Source organism: Pseudarthrobacter sp. J47 (assembly GCF_049810315.1).
Taxonomy (GTDB): Bacteria; Actinomycetota; Actinomycetes; order Actinomycetales; family Micrococcaceae; genus Arthrobacter.
On record NZ_CP187358.1, the window covers coordinates 1,716,800 to 1,732,427 of the forward strand.

At 61.3% G+C, this 15,628-nt stretch carries 16 protein-coding genes and 1 pseudogene; 10 read left to right on the forward strand and 7 right to left on the reverse strand.

All coding sequences use genetic code 11. The features are described 5' to 3' along the window. The first annotated feature begins 203 nt into the window (after positions 1–203). Entirely contained in the window at positions 204–482 is a 279-nt protein-coding gene (locus ACPJW8_RS07695) for a hypothetical protein (RefSeq protein WP_330188538.1), read from the forward strand. Between the two features lie 244 nt (positions 483–726). On the opposite strand, the gene ACPJW8_RS07700 is transcribed toward ACPJW8_RS07695, so the two are convergent. Next, positions 727–1,356, reverse strand: coding sequence for a hypothetical protein (locus ACPJW8_RS07700; RefSeq protein WP_330188537.1), 630 nt, complete (start codon positions 1,354–1,356; stop codon positions 727–729). Beyond that, on the reverse strand, positions 1,353–2,405 hold the full coding sequence (locus tag ACPJW8_RS07705; RefSeq protein WP_330188536.1) for a hypothetical protein: 1,053 nt from the start codon (positions 2,403–2,405) through the stop codon (positions 1,353–1,355). The genes ACPJW8_RS07700 and ACPJW8_RS07705 overlap by 4 nt, the downstream gene beginning before the upstream one ends. A 450-nt stretch (positions 2,406–2,855) precedes the next feature. Here ACPJW8_RS07705 and ACPJW8_RS07710 point away from each other — a divergent pair, with 450 nt between their 5' ends. The 4 genes from ACPJW8_RS07710 to ACPJW8_RS07725 all read left to right on the forward strand — a co-directional run bounded on the left by ACPJW8_RS07710 (position 2,856) and on the right by ACPJW8_RS07725 (position 5,973). Then, positions 2,856–3,344, forward strand: a complete 489-nt coding sequence (locus ACPJW8_RS07710; RefSeq protein WP_330188535.1) for a hypothetical protein — start codon at positions 2,856–2,858, stop codon at positions 3,342–3,344. Next, complete coding sequence (locus ACPJW8_RS07715; RefSeq protein WP_330188534.1) at positions 3,341–4,378, forward strand: hypothetical protein; 1,038 nt, start codon at positions 3,341–3,343, stop codon at positions 4,376–4,378. The genes ACPJW8_RS07710 and ACPJW8_RS07715 overlap by 4 nt, the downstream gene beginning before the upstream one ends. A 190-nt stretch (positions 4,379–4,568) precedes the next feature. Next, on the forward strand, positions 4,569–4,811 hold the full coding sequence (locus ACPJW8_RS07720) for a hypothetical protein (RefSeq protein WP_425256434.1): 243 nt from the start codon (positions 4,569–4,571) through the stop codon (positions 4,809–4,811). 376 nt (positions 4,812–5,187) lie between these two features. Continuing rightward, the gene (locus tag ACPJW8_RS07725) at positions 5,188–5,973 is read left to right on the forward strand and encodes an alpha/beta hydrolase family protein (RefSeq protein ID WP_330188532.1); all 786 of its coding nucleotides are present in this window, start codon (positions 5,188–5,190) and stop codon (positions 5,971–5,973) included. On the opposite strand, the gene ACPJW8_RS07730 is transcribed toward ACPJW8_RS07725, so the two are convergent. After that, entirely contained in the window at positions 5,865–6,203 is a 339-nt protein-coding gene (locus ACPJW8_RS07730; protein WP_425256435.1) for a winged helix-turn-helix domain-containing protein, read from the reverse strand. The genes ACPJW8_RS07725 and ACPJW8_RS07730 overlap by 109 nt on opposite strands. Before the next feature lie 187 nt (positions 6,204–6,390). On the opposite strand from ACPJW8_RS07730, the gene ACPJW8_RS07735 reads away from it, so the two are divergent. After that, complete coding sequence (locus ACPJW8_RS07735; RefSeq protein WP_330188531.1) at positions 6,391–6,900, forward strand: hypothetical protein; 510 nt, start codon at positions 6,391–6,393, stop codon at positions 6,898–6,900. A 31-nt stretch (positions 6,901–6,931) separates the two neighbouring features. Here the strand turns inward: ACPJW8_RS07735 and ACPJW8_RS07740 are convergent, their stop codons facing one another. Continuing rightward, complete coding sequence (locus ACPJW8_RS07740; RefSeq protein ID WP_330188530.1) at positions 6,932–7,255, reverse strand: helix-turn-helix transcriptional regulator; 324 nt, start codon at positions 7,253–7,255, stop codon at positions 6,932–6,934. 187 nt (positions 7,256–7,442) lie between these two features. On the opposite strand from ACPJW8_RS07740, the gene ACPJW8_RS07745 reads away from it, so the two are divergent. Together ACPJW8_RS07745 and ACPJW8_RS07750 are read left to right on the forward strand one after the other, a co-directional pair. Further along, positions 7,443–8,342: a hypothetical protein gene (locus ACPJW8_RS07745; protein WP_330188529.1), complete on the forward strand. Its 900-nt coding sequence runs from the start codon at positions 7,443–7,445 to the stop codon at positions 8,340–8,342. 742 nt (positions 8,343–9,084) lie between these two features. Continuing rightward, positions 9,085–10,206 (forward strand): C40 family peptidase, encoded by a 1,122-nt coding sequence (locus tag ACPJW8_RS07750; RefSeq protein WP_330188528.1) that lies wholly within the window; start codon positions 9,085–9,087, stop codon positions 10,204–10,206. A gap of 276 nt (positions 10,207–10,482) precedes the next feature. Here ACPJW8_RS07750 and ACPJW8_RS07755 read toward each other — a convergent pair whose 3' ends face one another. After that, the gene (locus tag ACPJW8_RS07755) at positions 10,483–11,616 is read right to left on the reverse strand and encodes a hypothetical protein (RefSeq protein WP_330188527.1); all 1,134 of its coding nucleotides are present in this window, start codon (positions 11,614–11,616) and stop codon (positions 10,483–10,485) included. Positions 11,617–11,701: 85 nt separating this feature from the next. On the opposite strand from ACPJW8_RS07755, the gene ACPJW8_RS07760 reads away from it, so the two are divergent. Together ACPJW8_RS07760 and ACPJW8_RS07765 are read left to right on the forward strand one after the other, a co-directional pair. Then, positions 11,702–12,301 carry an HIRAN domain-containing protein gene (locus ACPJW8_RS07760; RefSeq protein WP_330188526.1) on the forward strand — a complete coding sequence of 200 codons (600 nt, stop codon included), beginning with the start codon at positions 11,702–11,704 and terminating at the stop codon, positions 12,299–12,301. After that, positions 12,298–12,900, forward strand: a complete 603-nt coding sequence (locus tag ACPJW8_RS07765) for a hypothetical protein (protein ID WP_330188525.1) — start codon at positions 12,298–12,300, stop codon at positions 12,898–12,900. The genes ACPJW8_RS07760 and ACPJW8_RS07765 overlap by 4 nt, the downstream gene beginning before the upstream one ends. Before the next feature lie 243 nt (positions 12,901–13,143). On the opposite strand, the pseudogene ACPJW8_RS07770 reads toward ACPJW8_RS07765, so the two are convergent. Both ACPJW8_RS07770 and istA read right to left on the reverse strand, forming a co-directional pair. After that, positions 13,144–13,931, reverse strand: a pseudogene (locus ACPJW8_RS07770) (ATP-binding protein). Next, entirely contained in the window at positions 13,928–15,460 is a 1,533-nt protein-coding gene (gene istA, locus ACPJW8_RS07775) for an IS21 family transposase (RefSeq protein ID WP_425256436.1), read from the reverse strand. Before istA ends, ACPJW8_RS07770 begins: the two are co-directional and overlap by 4 nt. Between the last annotated feature and the right edge of the window lie 168 nt (positions 15,461–15,628).

Here is a 15,628-nt window from a genome sequence, read left to right on the forward strand (position 1 = left end):
CCCGTCGTTCACTCGTGAGGCGTATCGTCCGTGAACCGGCACTGTAACGGCCCTCAGGGGATCTACGGCGGCGGTAGGTGGCACGCAACGCCGGCTGGGGGCGGAGCGGGCCACCGCCCCCGGGCGAGATGTCAGTGCGGGATGCTAATTTCGAGCAGACCTGTGGCAGCCAGCCGCCGGCAGAACAACGATTGGGGAAAGCAATGAGCAATGACTATTCGACCGCCTGGGATTCTTTGGCGGAGACAATCGGTGCCGCCAAAGGGCAGAGCTCAGGCAGCATCACCGACGTGGACCACCTGACGGTGGATCAGCGGCTCAAGGTTGCAGAGGTGGCGGCTCTGCTGTCTATCGCTCAAGAGCTGTCAGCTTTGAATCCCCAGAACACCACATCCTTCGACGAGGATGGCAACGAAATCAACGGCTGGGGCGCCGTCACAAAGAAGGCGAAGCCGAAACCCGGTCGGATGCATTCCCTCTAGGCAGCGATGAGCCCCCACCGCCGATAAAGGCGGTGGGGGCTCATGTTTGGGCAAACTCAGTTAGGGAACTATTCCGGTCTTATGCAGCCCCTTGCCCCGCCTTGATTTGGAAAGTAAGTAGGCTGTCTATATCGTTGAGGGGTCGCTTCGCATGTCCCCCCCCATTCATGTGAAAGAGGCCTTGAAAGGCCCCGCAGCGTGATGCGGGGCCTTTCAATCTGCTCTTGACATCTCGTCACATGGTTTACGCCGTTCGTGGCCCCGCTGAGGTGACTACCCAGCCGTTGGCGCCGTTGGCGTTCCGCTGCCAGACCAGCTTTACGCGCCGGCTGTCCGTTGTGAGGTCGATAATGGTTCGCGTCCCTGACATCACCGTGAGCTTGTTTGTGCCATTTACGGCTCCATTCACGATGATCTCGTAAGAGAGTCCCCCAGGCAGCATTTCGGCGTCGGACGGGAGCGTGACCGTGCGCGGCGCGGTAAACGGTGTACCGAAGTAGAGGACCTGCGGATCACCAAGGGCCACCGTTAGGTCGGCGTCCCCCTTGACCTCAGAAATGCGCCCGTTGGCCCATTTCTGGACCGTCACCATTTCGGCGGTCTGCTTGGTTGCTGGCTTTGTCAGCTTCCACCCGCTGATGATCTGAGCGTTATCCACGCTGATCTGGTTGTTCCGGCCGCCGTCGAAGACGTAGGCGTTGGCGTTGGTTCCGTCGCCCGCTTCCAGCATGCCGACCTTCAGGTATGCAGAGTCACCGCCCGCGCCGACACGTGCCAGGTACACCTCGCCGGACGTTGGGGCGATGTTGTTGAAATCCGACCGGACACGCAACTGGCCGAACTCCACATGCGCCTGTGTGAGAACGTCGATCATGACCTGCGCCGCCGTGTAGGTGGCCCGCTCAAGCTTGAGAGCGCCGATGGTGTACCGGGACGTAGCGGCGAACTCGAAGAGCTTGGGGCCGAGCAAAGCCCAGATGATTTCAATGGAGGCCACCATGCAGCATGGCCCCGAAGAATAAATATAGGTCCCGTCATGGTGTTAGCCTCGACAAAGATGCGCCCGAAGTTGATGTTTGGGCCGTTATTGATGACGCCGGTCCAGTCGATGGCGCCGCCGGTAATGTGCTTGTTGAAGTACAGGTCATCTGCGGTGAATCCCCAAGGGACGACTTGGCCCGGGGTTACTTTCCAACCGTAGTAGCCGTTGTAGAAGAACAGCCCCTCCATGCGGAACTGGTAAGCCATTGCCACGAACAGGAGGGGGATAGCGTTGGTGTTCGTCGCGGGCCGGTTGTTGGTGTACCGGAAGCCCATGTCTTTGATGGACCACATGCGGAAGCCGGCGGTATTCGGCGTTTCCGTGGCACCCGTGCCGAGACGGAAAATCGGAATGTTGTCTGTGGTTTGCCAGATCGTTGTGGATGCGCGGCCCATGCCACGGATGCCGAAGCCTTCGACGCCGGGGAAGTCGATATCCGCTGAAAGGGTGTACGCGGCATGAGGCAGGACGCCTATCTTTTTGTTCGCCGCGAGGTAGTCGATGAACTCCTGAAACTTAACTGTCTCATCACCGACGCCGGTAAGGCCGAACTTCGCGGCTGACACTTCGAAGTCGTTGACGCCAGCAAAAAAGCTAGCGCCATCGTTTTCCACCTTGTCAAGAATCGTGGCAGAAAGTGCCTTCGCGGTTTCGGTCCCCGGGGTGGTGACGAGGTCCGCGACGGACGTGTCATCGGCGACGCCGGCGGGGCCCTGCGGACCTGCCGAGGCGTAAGCCAGCGCGGCCCAGGCAGTTACGCCGTCGCCCAGTTTCAGCTTGCCCGTGTCCGACTCGACGCCAGGTTCGCCCTGGCCGAGAACGGGGTTTACTTCTGCCCACTGAGCGGCCGGGCCGCGGCGCAGTTGGATTCGTTGTGCCATTAGGCCTTGCCTCCGTCGATCGAGGGGTTGTCAGTGAATTCGGTGAACGGCCCGCCGCCGTCGAACGTGTCTGCTAAGCCGTTGTTCTGAGGTTCAAATGGCTCTCGGCCAGAGACCATTGCAAGAATGCTAGCTTCGGCCTGAATATTGATCCCACTCCAGGCCCGGGGGGACTAAGGTTCGCACATCGTCTTGCTCGGGCCACCTGTCGCCTGCGTAGAACCAAAAGGACCGCCCGGAAATGTCATGACTCCCTCGTGCGCAGGAGCTTTTGCTGTTTGGGGGCCTGAGATCGTCACTTTGCCTGTGTAGCGGTACTGCCACTTTCTGGTGCCTAGCAGCTCTGGACATGTCCAGAGCGGGGGCGTTCAATTGAAGCTGGGCCCTGGCGCCACCGGTGGCTCTATAAACAGCAGTCACACTTGCTGTCCACTGCGAGGAGGGGGCGGTATGGACCAGCAAAAATCGCAAGAGCAGGGGCCAGCGCAGGTTGCGGCCGAGGCATTCGTATCACTGCGGCTACCGAGCCACCTGACTCTAGAGAGGCTCATCGCAATCGTGGCCGCCCGACGACGGCGTCGAATCGAGATCGAAGCCACGACGATCCTCAACGGCACTTCTGTCTGCGGTCTCTGGCTGTCGACGGATACCCGGGAAATCATTCTGCACGCCGTCACGGACTCAGCACTCCATAGGCAGCAGTTCATCCTTCATGAACTTGGGCATATGATCCTGCGCCACGATGAGTTGGGAATTTCCTCCGACTATGCAGCAAGCCTCTTCCCGAATCTTGACGGAGAGATGGTGTCACGAGCTTTGGCACGGAGCAGCTTCGTCGACGACCTGGAGGCCGCAGCTGAGACTCTCGCAGATCTTCTGGCCGGCGCTATCCGCGACAGCACCCTGGAGCCTAAATCCTTTGAACAGGTCTTCGGGTGATCCAGGCAGTCACGGCTGCGGTCATCTGGGGCCTCGTTCTGTGCTTGCTGCCCGGCGCGCGCACGAGGAAAGACCACAGCATCCTCGTTGCCGCCGTTGCGATTGCAACCGCGCTCACCTTGAATGTCGATCCAATATATGTCGCCGGTGATCGAGCCCTCGGCGGCCATAACATCCTGGATCTTCTCGCGAACATCTTGATGGTCGTGGGAATCTACTTCCTTTCCCAGGCGATCCTCCGGGCCGCAGAGCTCACCGATGCACCTGTGCACAGAGACCGTCGCGGCATCCTAATTTTGGGTCTAGTCTCCGTGGGGCTGGTCCTTGCATTCCTCCGCATCGAAGCACCAGTATCCTCAACGAAATTCATGTTGGATTACGGGGACCAGCCGGCTGCCGCACTCTATTCCGCCATCCAGTTTGTCTATATGGGGGTGGTAGTGGGCGTCACCGGATACGTGTGCTTTCGATTCCGACGGCGGATGGCTGCTTCCTACTTTCGCGTCGCCTTCACCCTCATCGGCATCGGCTGCTTCCTGGCTCTCGTCGTAGTGTTCTCAGTCTTGGGAATGGACCTAGCCCATCTTCTCGGAGACCAGTCGACCATGCAGCAGTTGGCGGCTATCTACGACACCAGTTTTGTCGGCGCGATGTTGTTCCTGTGTGCCGGACTGGCCCTGCCACCAGTAGCGCGCCGGATCGTTCAACGAACGCAACAGAGGACTCAAGCTGGCTTACTCGAAGGCCTCACATCCACTTGGGAAAAAGCCACAGCTACCCGCAAGGATGGACGCCTGGTGACTCCCGCTGGAGTCATTGAGCGGGGAGACCCAGAGACGCGGAGGCTTCATCGGATGCTCGTCGAGATCGAGGACGCTCTCCTGATGGATCCCGCTGCTGCTAAGTTCCTTGATGAAGCTGATTTTCAAACCCTGACTCGAACAGAGCATTACCTCGCTTCCCATAGGGACACGCAGGGTGGCCGAATGGGCATGGCGCGACGCGGGAGGGGGAAGAACCCAAGTGGCAGATGATGCCGTAGAACCCGCGGAGTCGCCGCAGGCCAGACTCGCTCGCAAGATCAATCTCTTACTGGATTTGTATGAGTCCCGGGGAACAGGGCCCTTGTCCTACAGGGAAGTCAGTGAAGCGATGTCTCAACATGGCACGCCATTGTCGCGATCAAGGTGGGCCTATATGCGAAGCGGTGATAGTTCCCTGGCTATGGACCAGGATCTGCTGCAGAACCTTGCGGCATTCTTCGGCGTGGATCGCCGATACCTTCTGGATGACTCCGCGGAGATACCCGAACTAGTGGAAGCTCAACTCAACCTCCTTAGGTCCATGCGGGAGGCTCGCGTCAAGAATTTCGCAGCTCGGCAATTGCAGGAGCTGTCTCCCGAGACGCTGGCCCGGCTTAGGGAGGTCATCGACGAGCAGGTCAGGAGCGAAGATGACGGCTCCTAAAGTGCTGGGCTCGCTAGCCCTTGCAGCTGTATGTGCATCTTCAATAGCATTCCTCGGTGCCGCCTACTTTGTGCGCCGGGTGGTGGTGCCGAGCACTACACGACGGGAGGATCTTCCCATCAGGCAAGTCTTCTCCGGCGAGGATGGATCCCTGAGGATTGAACTGCCAGCGACCCCATTAACGAGAGCGCCAGGCCGATACAGCTTGTGGTTCGGCAACGGCAAGGGGCACGTCTGCATTGGTGCTGTCGTGAACGAAGGCACGAATGCGGGAGCAGTGACTCGTCTTGTGGAGCGAGTCGACTCCGGTGACCTACACGCTGCTACCGCCGGCATCTGGAGCGGGTACGCGTACTCCAAACCAGAGCAACTGGGCATGCCTTTTGAGGACGTGGAGATCCCGGTCGATGGCGGCATGGCGCCTGCATGGAAATTCTCGCCCACCGCCGCCGGTCCGGTGTCCTCGACATGGGCCATCCACGCGCATGGAATGGGTGGGAAACGGGCCGGCGCCCTTCGCGGTGTTCCTGTTGCGAGCAGACTCGGCATCACCTCGCTGGTCGTGTCGTTCCGGAACGACGGCGAAGCGCCGCCGTCGAACGATTCCCGGTACTCATTGGGCCAGAATGAATGGTTGGACGTGGAAGCGGCCATCAACTACGCCGTGGACCATGGCGCTGAGCGGCTCGTATTGTTTGGATGGTCCCTGGGCGGTTCCATTGCCCTGCGAGCAGCAAATCTCTCAGCCCACTCTGATCGGATCATCGGCCTGGTGCTCGTGGCTCCCGTCCTGGATTGGGCCGAGACTCTGACGTCAAACGGGAGTGCCAGTGGATTGCCCAAAGCTATCGCCAAGGCTGGGCTGAGCTTGTTGGGTTCGAATGTGGGCCGCTGGATCACCGGTCTCAAGCAACCCATTGACCTCTCCGCGCTGGACTGGCTTACCCGCGCTGGTGACCTCAAGACACCGACCCTCATATTGCACGGGACCGACGACAAATCGACGCCGGTCGCAGCTTCTGAACGGTTCGCAGAACTACGACACGACCTCGTTCAGTTGGTTCGCTTCGATGTTCCGGGGCATTCACTCGAGTGGAACGCCGATACCGAGAAGTGGGAGTCGTCCGTTACGCAGTTCCTGAAGTCGCTGCCCGCTGACTGAAACGTGGCCGCAAGGTCCGCAAGCTCCCTTTCGACCATGTCCGGCCGCGCTTTATACGTTCCCGAACCGAGGATGACTAGGCCTGCCTCGCATAGAAGGCTGAGGTGTTTGCGGACAGAGGGAGCAGAAATGGTGAGGGCTGCACCGACCTCACGGCAGGTCGCCGGGCCATGGGTGATCAAATAGCGAATGAGGCGGCTTCGCGTCCGGTTCATCAAGATGTTCGCCATGGAGACCACCAGGTGACGAGGGAATCTCTTATGGCCCGCTGTAGACGGGTCTACAGCAGAACGATACGCTCATCCTCATACGGATGGAAGGATGAAGGCCCGCTTATTGCATGTGGACTTGGCCAAGGCAATACTGGGCAACAATTAGTGTCGCTGACGATAGCCATGTCTTGCTGGGAGGTGAATCGTGTCCGGAGACGAAGAAGGTCTCAAAGGCGCGGAACTGTCTCCCCAAGCCGAACTTGCACGGCGCTTGAACCTGCTCCTCGACGTTGTTGTTGCGGAGCGAGGGCAACCCGTCACGTTCCGCGAAGTCCAGCAAAAGCTGGCGGAGAAGGGCATCAAGCTTTCCCGAGCCCGCTGGTTCTACATGAAGGACGGCACAGGCAGGCTGGTGAGCGAGCCGGCGCTACTAGGCGCCCTGTGCGACATCTTCAATGTGGATCCGGATTATCTGATGGGCAGCGATGCCTCAAATCTGCCCGAGCGCATTGATTCCCAGCTTGAGTTTGTGAAAGCTCTCCGCGCTGCGAGGGTGAAGACGTTCGCAGCTCGGACCCTTGGTGACGTGTCGCCCGAAACGCTTCGGGCGATCACAGAGTACTTGAATAGGGACATCAGCCGTCGGCCAGACGGGGAGACGGCCGAGGCCGGTCCGCAGTTGGACGCGGATGAGGCGCCGGAGCGCGCCGACTAAACGTCGGGCTCATCTTTCCAACCCACTGCGGCTACTTTTCCAGCAAGTACTTAAGGTGAGCGTCGAGCAGTTCCTTGATCCGCACGGGGTTCGCGGAATACCGCGGTGACCGTCCGTGCCTACGTCCAGGCTCGACGTCGACCATCACCACGCCTGCCTCTTCAAGCGCCGCCAAGTGCTTTGCCACGCTGGGATCGCCCGCACTGACAGCAGCGACGATATCCCCGCGCGTCGCAGGCCCGCTGGCCGTGAGGAATCGAAGAATTTCGTTTCGCGCCCGGTTGCCGAAGGTTGCGACGGCAGCTTCGACGTCGACCGACCAGGCGGCGTCGTGAGGCTGCGTAATTTTCGGCATAAAGTCATTCTTCCCGAAGGCAGCGCAAAAAGTAAGAACAGCACTCTTGACGATACTTTAGTTATCTTCGACAATAATTCCTGTAGCTTCTTCTGATCGTTGTTGGATCCCCGCATCCACTAACTGGGGTGGCCGTTTTGCGCGACTCTGCGAACTACTCGATCTAAACAGTCAAAGCGGTGAAGCCATGGAAATTCAAGCCAAGGCGTATAAATCTACAAAGGGACCAGAGACGGTCACTGACGTTGATGTCTCATTGCGCAGCGCACCTCCGCCGGGAGAACCCGTCATCCAGATCGACCGGATCATGGTCGCAGTTGATGGGGTGCACCGTTACGTCACTTCCCGGCTCGCGCGGATCGGGCGATCCTGCGATGTGGACGATGTCATGCAGGACATCCGGGTCGCCGTTTGGGACGGAGTTGCGCGTGGACGCTACCGGGAGCTGCCTGGCATCCCGTTTGAAGCGTGGGTCCAAGGTGTCTGCAATAAGATCTGCGCTGCCCATATCCGGCGCGAGCTTAGCCATCAAACGTTGCCCTTGCTTATTGACTTCACGACGACGGAAAGCTCACCGGAGCTTCTTGCTGTCGTCCATGCCGGTGCGGCAGGAAATGACGTCGAGAAGTATGTTGATCAAGCCTGGGCACACGCCATGCTGGGCCTGGTCCAGCGCAGCGTCAGTGAGGAAACCTGGAGGCTTGCCGTCACCAGCCTCACAGGGCCGAGGCATTACGGACCTCCGTCTCCCAAGGACCGGCGTCGATGGCATGCCGTGACCGTCGTTCGGCAGACGGCCAAAACAATCAACACGTCGTTGAACTGCCATCCCGAACCCGGATTAGGCGTCGACGAACTTTGCCGGTGCGCTGCGAACTGCCTTCCCACAAACGTTCTTCGGAGCATCGCGGAAACCATAGTCCGACCGGGCTTGCGCGGACTGGATAGGTCCGTCCAGATGGCTGCTCTAGCTTGTGAGCTCGGCGTCACCGAGAGGTACATCGCGGTGAATATCGGATTTGCGCGGCAGCTGTACCAGGCAGCTTGGCGCGTGCTTCAGCACGAAGCGAATAGACCGGCTGTTTGAGCCATGGTTGTCCTTCGCCGGAGTTGGCTATGAATCGGTTCCGGAAAGCTGGCCGCTGGGAGTGGTTGGCGGCGGGACTCTTTGCCCTGCTCATAATTAGTGGAGCCTTCTTACTTTGGCCTGCCGATAACCCCAACGGACGGGTCCTACCAACCACGTCCGCGACTGCGCCTGCAACGGCGAAGCCATCAGGCACTTCCACTGCACCAGGCAGAACATCCCGTGTTCCTGACAAGGCAGACGTTACGCCGGAGGCAATGCCGGATGGTTTGCCACGTACCCGCGATTACCGGGCGCTTGCTGTAGCGGCAGCAAAGGGAATCTATAGCTGGGACAGCCGTTCGTCGTCGTACTCGGATATATATGCCAAGGTGCGGTCGTGGTGGGAGTTGCTGCCTGATGGATCGAATACCTTATCTGTGCTGGTTCGAGAGTTTGAAGGGACTGGCGTGACGGCGGGGACGTTCACCACCCTGGCAGACCAGTCCGCTCGCCGAAGCGGCACCGCTGAGTCCCTGCGCTGCGATCTCGAGTTGGCCAAAGTTCAGGAGTATCCGGCGCCGTGGGAGGGTCTTCACGTATGCACGGTGACGGTGCAAGTTGTGGACGAGTCTAGTAACGGCAGAAGTGCCTATGCGACACCTGTCACGGTGATGGTCAACTGTCCTCCTGCCACCACCGCTCCATCTGGGCGCTGCGCCATGGTTGCCTTTTACGCAACCGCAGAGAGAATCGTCTACTAGTGGCTGCACTGGTGGTCGTCGCAGGCCTCATGCGGCGCCGGGCATTGGTGAAGGTCGTATCCGCGGCCGCTTTCCTCGTTCTGCTTGGTGGCGCCATGGCATTTGCCGGAGGCGTGGCGGCGCTAACTGGTATGGCGCGCCAATCTGCCGTTGCCTGTGCGCCAGCGGAAACCGAGGTGGCTACTGCGCCTAGCGTCGCTGGTACTGGCTTGGAAGTTCGGAACGCCGGGCGCTTACTCTACGAGCTGACGCCTCGGCAGGAGAGCGTTGCACGGACATACATCGCGGTCGGCAAGCAGCTTGGAATACCGCGCTCCGGGCAGATCATCGCCATCATGATGGCGCTGCAGGAATCAAGCCTGCGCATGCTCGCGAACCCCAGCGTGCCGGCTTCCCTGCAGTTTCCCAATGACGGCGTTGGGCGTGACCACGACTCGATCGGTTCGGCCCAACAGCGTCCAGCGGCGGGTTGGGGGACAGTTGCGCAGCTGATGGACGTCTCTTACAACGCGCGTGCCTTCTTTGGCGGGCCGTCGGGGCCGAATCGCGGCAGTCCTCGAGGACTGCTGGACATTCCCGGTTGGCAGGCAATGGACAAAGGTCTGGCTGCCCAAGCCGTACAGGTGTCTGCTTTTCCTGAACTCTATGCACGTTGGGAGCCGGCGGCCACGGCAATCGTTGCTGCGCTTGACAGTGGCACTGCTCCTGCGTCCTGTACCGATTCCTCGCCCGCGCCGCGGCCTGGGGCAACTTCCCGCAACTTGAGCCAGCTGCGTCAGGATATTCTGAGGTTCACGCAGGAGGGTTTGGGTGGAAGCTATGTGTGGGGCGGCACTGCCTTCAAAGCTTGGGACTGCTCCGGCTATGTGCAGTGGATCTACAGGCAAGCCGGAGTCGAACTGCCGAGAGTAGAACAATGGCGAGTCGGTGCCCGAACCGAGGATCCTAAACCGGGAGATCTCGTTGTTCAGAATCCGCAGGGACCTGACAACTGGGGCCACGTCGGCATCTACGCGGGCAACGGCATGATGTGGAGTGCTCTCAACCCGGCGGTGGGCACACTGTTGCATCCTGTTAACTGGAATCCCGGCGCGGCATATTTTGACCTGTTGGAGCGTTGACGAATTCTAGTGCCATCGATACGTCGCTCACCTGCGGCGTCCCGCCTATCGCTGAGACTTGCTATTGACCGCTTGAACCGAACACGTACCGACGGGCAACGCAAGCCAGCTCGATTTCATAGCAGAAAAACTTTCATGGCAGCCTCGGTGCAGCCCGGGCTTCCGGGCGGTTCAACCCTTGCTGGCGGCAGCGGTCGTTTTCGACTGTGCGATGCGCCGCTTAGACGGTGGAGGTTGCGGCTGACATCGGCCAGCCGGTGTCCAATAGTTGACACATCAGGCGGTTTTCTCAACCGTATTCTGCTTCGCCTCCAACGCGTCCAAAAGCCTCACCATCGAGAAGAAGTTCCAAAACATCCATTCGAGGTACTCCTCGCGCTCCTCGCTGAATTGCTTACCGACGCTATGGCGAATGTGATACCTGTTGGCGATGTTGAAGATGTCATCGACATCTCCTTTGGTTGTCTTGCTCTCCAGATATTTCCTCTGCGGCTCCAGTCGCTTGTAGAGAAGGGCCAAGGCGGCTCGCTTGTCGATATTGTTGGCGTTTCGGGCGCGGAACATGCGGATGGCATGTGCAACCTCGTCAGCACGGTTTTCGGCTCGGTTCTCGACTTCTTGGGTCAGGAGCGCGTCCTGTTCCCGGCTGAATGAGTGGACGAGTCGCCCCCGCTCCTTGCCTACGGAGCCAAGCATTAGCGGCGCCTTGTGCTGACTGAGTAGGGTGTTTACACGCCAGCGGTAGACTGCGCCTCCCGACTCACGGTTGAAGTCTGAGTAGTCGAAACCGCAATTGTTCCAGTTGTGCCATTCAGACTTCCTCGGGCGCTGGGCCTGATCGTTGAAGTACTCGACAAGCGAGTAGACAGTCACGTCCGGTAGATGCTTTGCATCCATTGGCGAAAGAGGCCAGTCGACGGCCTGCTTTGTTGCTCGGCGGATTTCCCGTGTAACGTCCATCGGCTCAGTCCAGTTGTCGTCCTCGCATATTTTCGGCAGGATTTTTGGAAAGTAGCCCTTCGAAGACATCGTATTCACGAGGTCTATGAAGTCTTCCGCGAAGGTGTAGCGGCTGTCCGGTTCAAGGTCGATGTGCCCGCCGGAGTGGCGCTCGGCGAAGTAGACCGGTGGCTGGTAGGGCGCCAGTCTGGCTTCATCGGTGAGGAGGGCCTGAAGCCACGGTCGCACGGGATTGACAGTCGGGGCGGGCACTCCCCATGTTGCGGCGTCCCGTTGGCTGGCCATTTTTGCCGCAAACTCCTCGGCCACGCCTTCATCTTCGAAGGCTTCCCTGAGCAGATGTTGAGTCCAGGGGAGGAGTTCAGTCTCCGAAGCGCTTTGAAGAATGCGGTGCGCTTCCCAGACGAACAGGGTGCGCGGCCACGACAGGCTGTAAACAGGATCACTCACGGAAGTAAGCCTAATCGTTGGAAGAGACATATTGCCGGACAGGGGGAAGCGCGAGGGGCTCCTGACCCGCTGCTACTCTTCCCTCATGGGGATCATGAAGAAGCTGACCGGCTGGCTGAAGGGTGCGGATCACGAAGCCGAGGCGCCGGAGAAACGGGCAGACGAGCCTGCCGTCGTGGCGCCGGAGCCTTCACGGGAGGTCGTAATACCTGAGACGTTGCTTGTTCCAACCCCGGCGAAGGCGGCGCTGGAAGATAGCAGGCCAGCACTAGCGGAGCCGGTGGCTGAGCCAAAAACGCCGGGCGTAAGGAAGGTCATGCTCGACGAGGCGGGGCTCTCGGTGCTGGACCTCCGCGAGCTAGCGTCCAGCCGCTTCCGGATTGTCGGCTCGGCGTACTGGGTGACCGACTCGGGACGATACAAGCACGGCGGCAACGATTACTTGTTGGTCCGCGAGCCGAAGAACAAGTGGGACGCCAACGCCGTCGCCGTGTACGGCAAAGGGCGCAAAGTGGGTCACCTGACGGAAGCGAAGGCGGCCGCCCTGGCTCCCATCTTCGATGAGCTTGGCTTCGGCGCCTACCGGGTCGGCGGCACGGCGCCAGCGCCGAACTCGATCCGTATGTGGGTCGACCTCCCGGCCCTGCCAAAGCTCAGGGCCTTTGCTAAGAAGGTAACCAAATGAGTCTTGGGGATTTGTTTACGGCACCGGACTGGGGCACTGTTCCGGACTGGCTGGCGGCTACCGGGACTGTTTCCGCCGTTGTGCTGGCGCTCAGCTTGGCGCGGCGAGATAGCAAGCGACTGGAGACAGAGCGCAAGGAAGCAATGGCTGATCGTGAGCTATTCCGACAGCAGCAAGTCGCGGAGACTGAAGCAAGGAAGAGAAGTCTCGCCGCGAAGGTCTCGCTTGTTGCAAAAAGGACGACGTTGAGTTTGCAACCGGGCGCTGGCGTACCACGGCAACTGGTCGACTGGAGTGTTCATAACAACGGGGACGAACCGATTTCTATGGTTTCCATCGTCCAACGGTTGCGACCGGAGGCGCCTGGGGCAGATAAAGCGGCCACTGAAATTTGCCACACCTGGCCGATGATTGAGCCGGGCGGCACCCGCGAGTGGCGCACGGACGTTTACCGCGACCCGCAGGACTTTGAGTACCAGCGGGAGGTTCAGTTTACGGACGGGACCGGTCAGCGGTGGCAGCGCAAAGAGTTGGGCGCGCTGCGGACGATCGAACCGGGCGACGACGAAGCTCTCAAATTCATGATGTTTCCTGCCTGAGCGGCGTTAAATGCAAGAAAAGCCCCTCCGCTGAGCCATTGGGGGTTGGCTCGCCGGAGGGGCTTTTGTGTGCGCCGGTGGTCTCGCTCTCCGGCGCCGCTAATCCGTCCTGTCAATGGCCATTACGTTCTGCCCATGGGCGGCCAGTTGATGTGCCCGCTGGTGGCCAGTAAAACTGCCCGGTTATGGCCAACAGATCTGCCCACTGATTCGTTTCGGCGGGGTCGGCCATCGTTGGGTTGGTCAGTTCAAGCGGGTCACTCCTTTTCCGGCGAGGGCCTGGGTAAGACGGACGGAATCGCCGCTGGTCTGGCAGACGTGGGCGTGGTGCAGCAGTCGGTCAACGGTGGCGGTGGCGAGGGTTTTGGGCATGAGCTCATCGAACCCGGCGGGGTGGAGGTTGGAGCTGATCGCGACGGAGCGTTTTTCGTAGGCTGCGTCCACGACCCGGTAGAGGCCTTCGGCGGCGTCCGTGGCCACGGGCAACAGACCAATATCATCGATGACCACGAGCTCGGCGCGCAGGATCCGGGCAACGGCCCGGGTGACGCTGTCATCGGTTCGGTGGGCGCGGATGAGGACGCCGAGGTCCTCGAGCCTGAACCAAGCGACCCGCATTCCGGCTTCGACGGCCTGCTGGCCGAGGGCTTCGAGGAAGAACGTCTTCCCCGTCCCCGAGGGCCGCAGACGACCAAGTTTTCCCTGCGGGTGATCCATTCCAGGGTCCGCAGTGCCTGCTGGGTCGGGCCCGGGATGGAGGACGCTGCAGGGTCCCACGCCTCGAAGGTCTTCCCGGTCGGGAACCCGGCTGCTTTGCGGCGGGAAGCGAGCATGGACCGGGCCCGGCCGGCGGCTTCCTCCGTGAAGAGGGCCTTGATGACCTCGGCCGGTTCCCACCGCTGGGCGCGGGCGGTCGCGATCAGGTCCGGGGCCAGCGCCCGGGCGTGGGGCATTTTCAGGGACCGCATCAGGGCCTCCAGGTCCGCCGGTAGCGGCGGAGCCACGGTATTGGTCGTGGTGACGGGGCTCATCGGGCCTCCTCCGGCGTGGTGATGGTTGCGGGGTTGCCGATCGCGGCCCACGCCCCTGTTCCTTGGGTGAGGGAGGTGGCTTCGTTGGCGGCGTGGGTGGTAGTGCGGCGGATGTTGGCGTTCAAGATCGAGGCGAGGTCCGGGTGCGCGAACCGGCCGTGCAGGGCGGCGTCGCCCAGGGCCCGGTCGACCTGATCAGTGCCGGCGATTTTGGCCAGCGTAACGGCTTCGGCCATTTTCACGTTCATCCTTGCGGTCCCGGCCGCGGCGGCCTCGACGAGCCAGGTTCTGGCGCCTTCGCCGATGGCCAGGAACGCGGCCTCGTCCGCGCTGCGGGCCCTCACCTCGTAGTCGCCGGGGAGCTTCGCCCGGGTTCCGGGGAAGTGTTCGTCGTTGATGGCGGGGCTGCCGGGCCGTGCCCGTTCGTGGCGGGCGACTTCGACGGGCCCGGTCGTGCCGTGGTGGACGATGATGACCTGCTCGCCGGGCCCGGTGCCGTGGGTGCGGACGAACACCCGGGCTCCGAGCAGGTGGGCCGGGACGGAGTACTGGGCGTTTTCGAAGGTGACCATTGGGGTGTTCTCCGGAACGCCGCGGGCCAGGCCGAACGCGACCGTGTGGGCGGTGTCCGGGATCCGGTGGTGCAGCCGCGGGGCTTCCTCGGCGAGCATGGCCGCGGGTTTCCGCCGCGTCGTCCGGTGCTCACGGTGATTGACCTCGTCCATGAACGCCGTGCAGGCGGCCTCGAGCTCGGCGAAGGTGCGGTAGTCATCGCGGAGGTTGGTGTCTTTGGGCACGAGGTCGGCCTTGGCGAGTTTCACGGACGCTTCGACTCCGCCTTTGGTGGCCGGGTCCGCCGGTTGGCAGGTCAGCACGGTCACCCCGTAGTGCCGGGCGAAGTCCAGGGTCTGCTGGTTGCGCACCGGGACCCCGGCGACGTGGGCGGTGGTGACGGTCTTCTCGTTGTCCGTGAGGACATAGGTCGGCGCCCCTCCGAGGATCCGGAAGCACCGGTCCAGGGCCGCGAACACGCTCGGCGCGGTCCTGTCCCTGAGCGGGATCACGATGCGGAAGCGTGAGAACGCCAGCCAGGCAACGAACAGGATGGTCTTCACCCCGCCGATCCGGGGCCCGTCGCCGAAGTCGTACTGCAACCACATCCCAGGCTCGGTGATCCACGGCCGGTGGACGCGGGTGTGGCCCAGCCGCCACGCGGCTTTGACCTGCGCGATCGCCCGGCGGGTAGACCGTTCCGAACCGGTGTAGCCCAGAGCGAGGAGCTTTTCGTGGGCCTTGTCGGCCCGGATCCGGCCCTTGGAGGCTTCGATCCATTCCTCGATCTTGGGCAGGAACGCGTCGGTGACCCGGCCGCGGGCCGCGGGTTCCCCGATCGGCCGGCCCGCGTCACGGGCGGTGACGTGTTTAGCAACGGTGTGGTGCGAGCAGCCCGTGAGCTCCGCGGTGGCGCGCAACGATCCGGTCAGATCGTAGGCAGCAAGAATTTCCATGATTTCTCCGTCAGACTTCATACAGGGCCTCTTCCTGGTTCGCTTTTGGTGCGCTTAGACACCGTCATCAAACCGCAGGGAGAGGCCCCCACCGCTTAAAGACGCGGCAGGAACAAGTAAGGAAGTGGGCAGATCTCATGGCCACCGGCGGGCAGTTCTGCTGGCCGCCAGCGGGCACTTTCGTGGCCG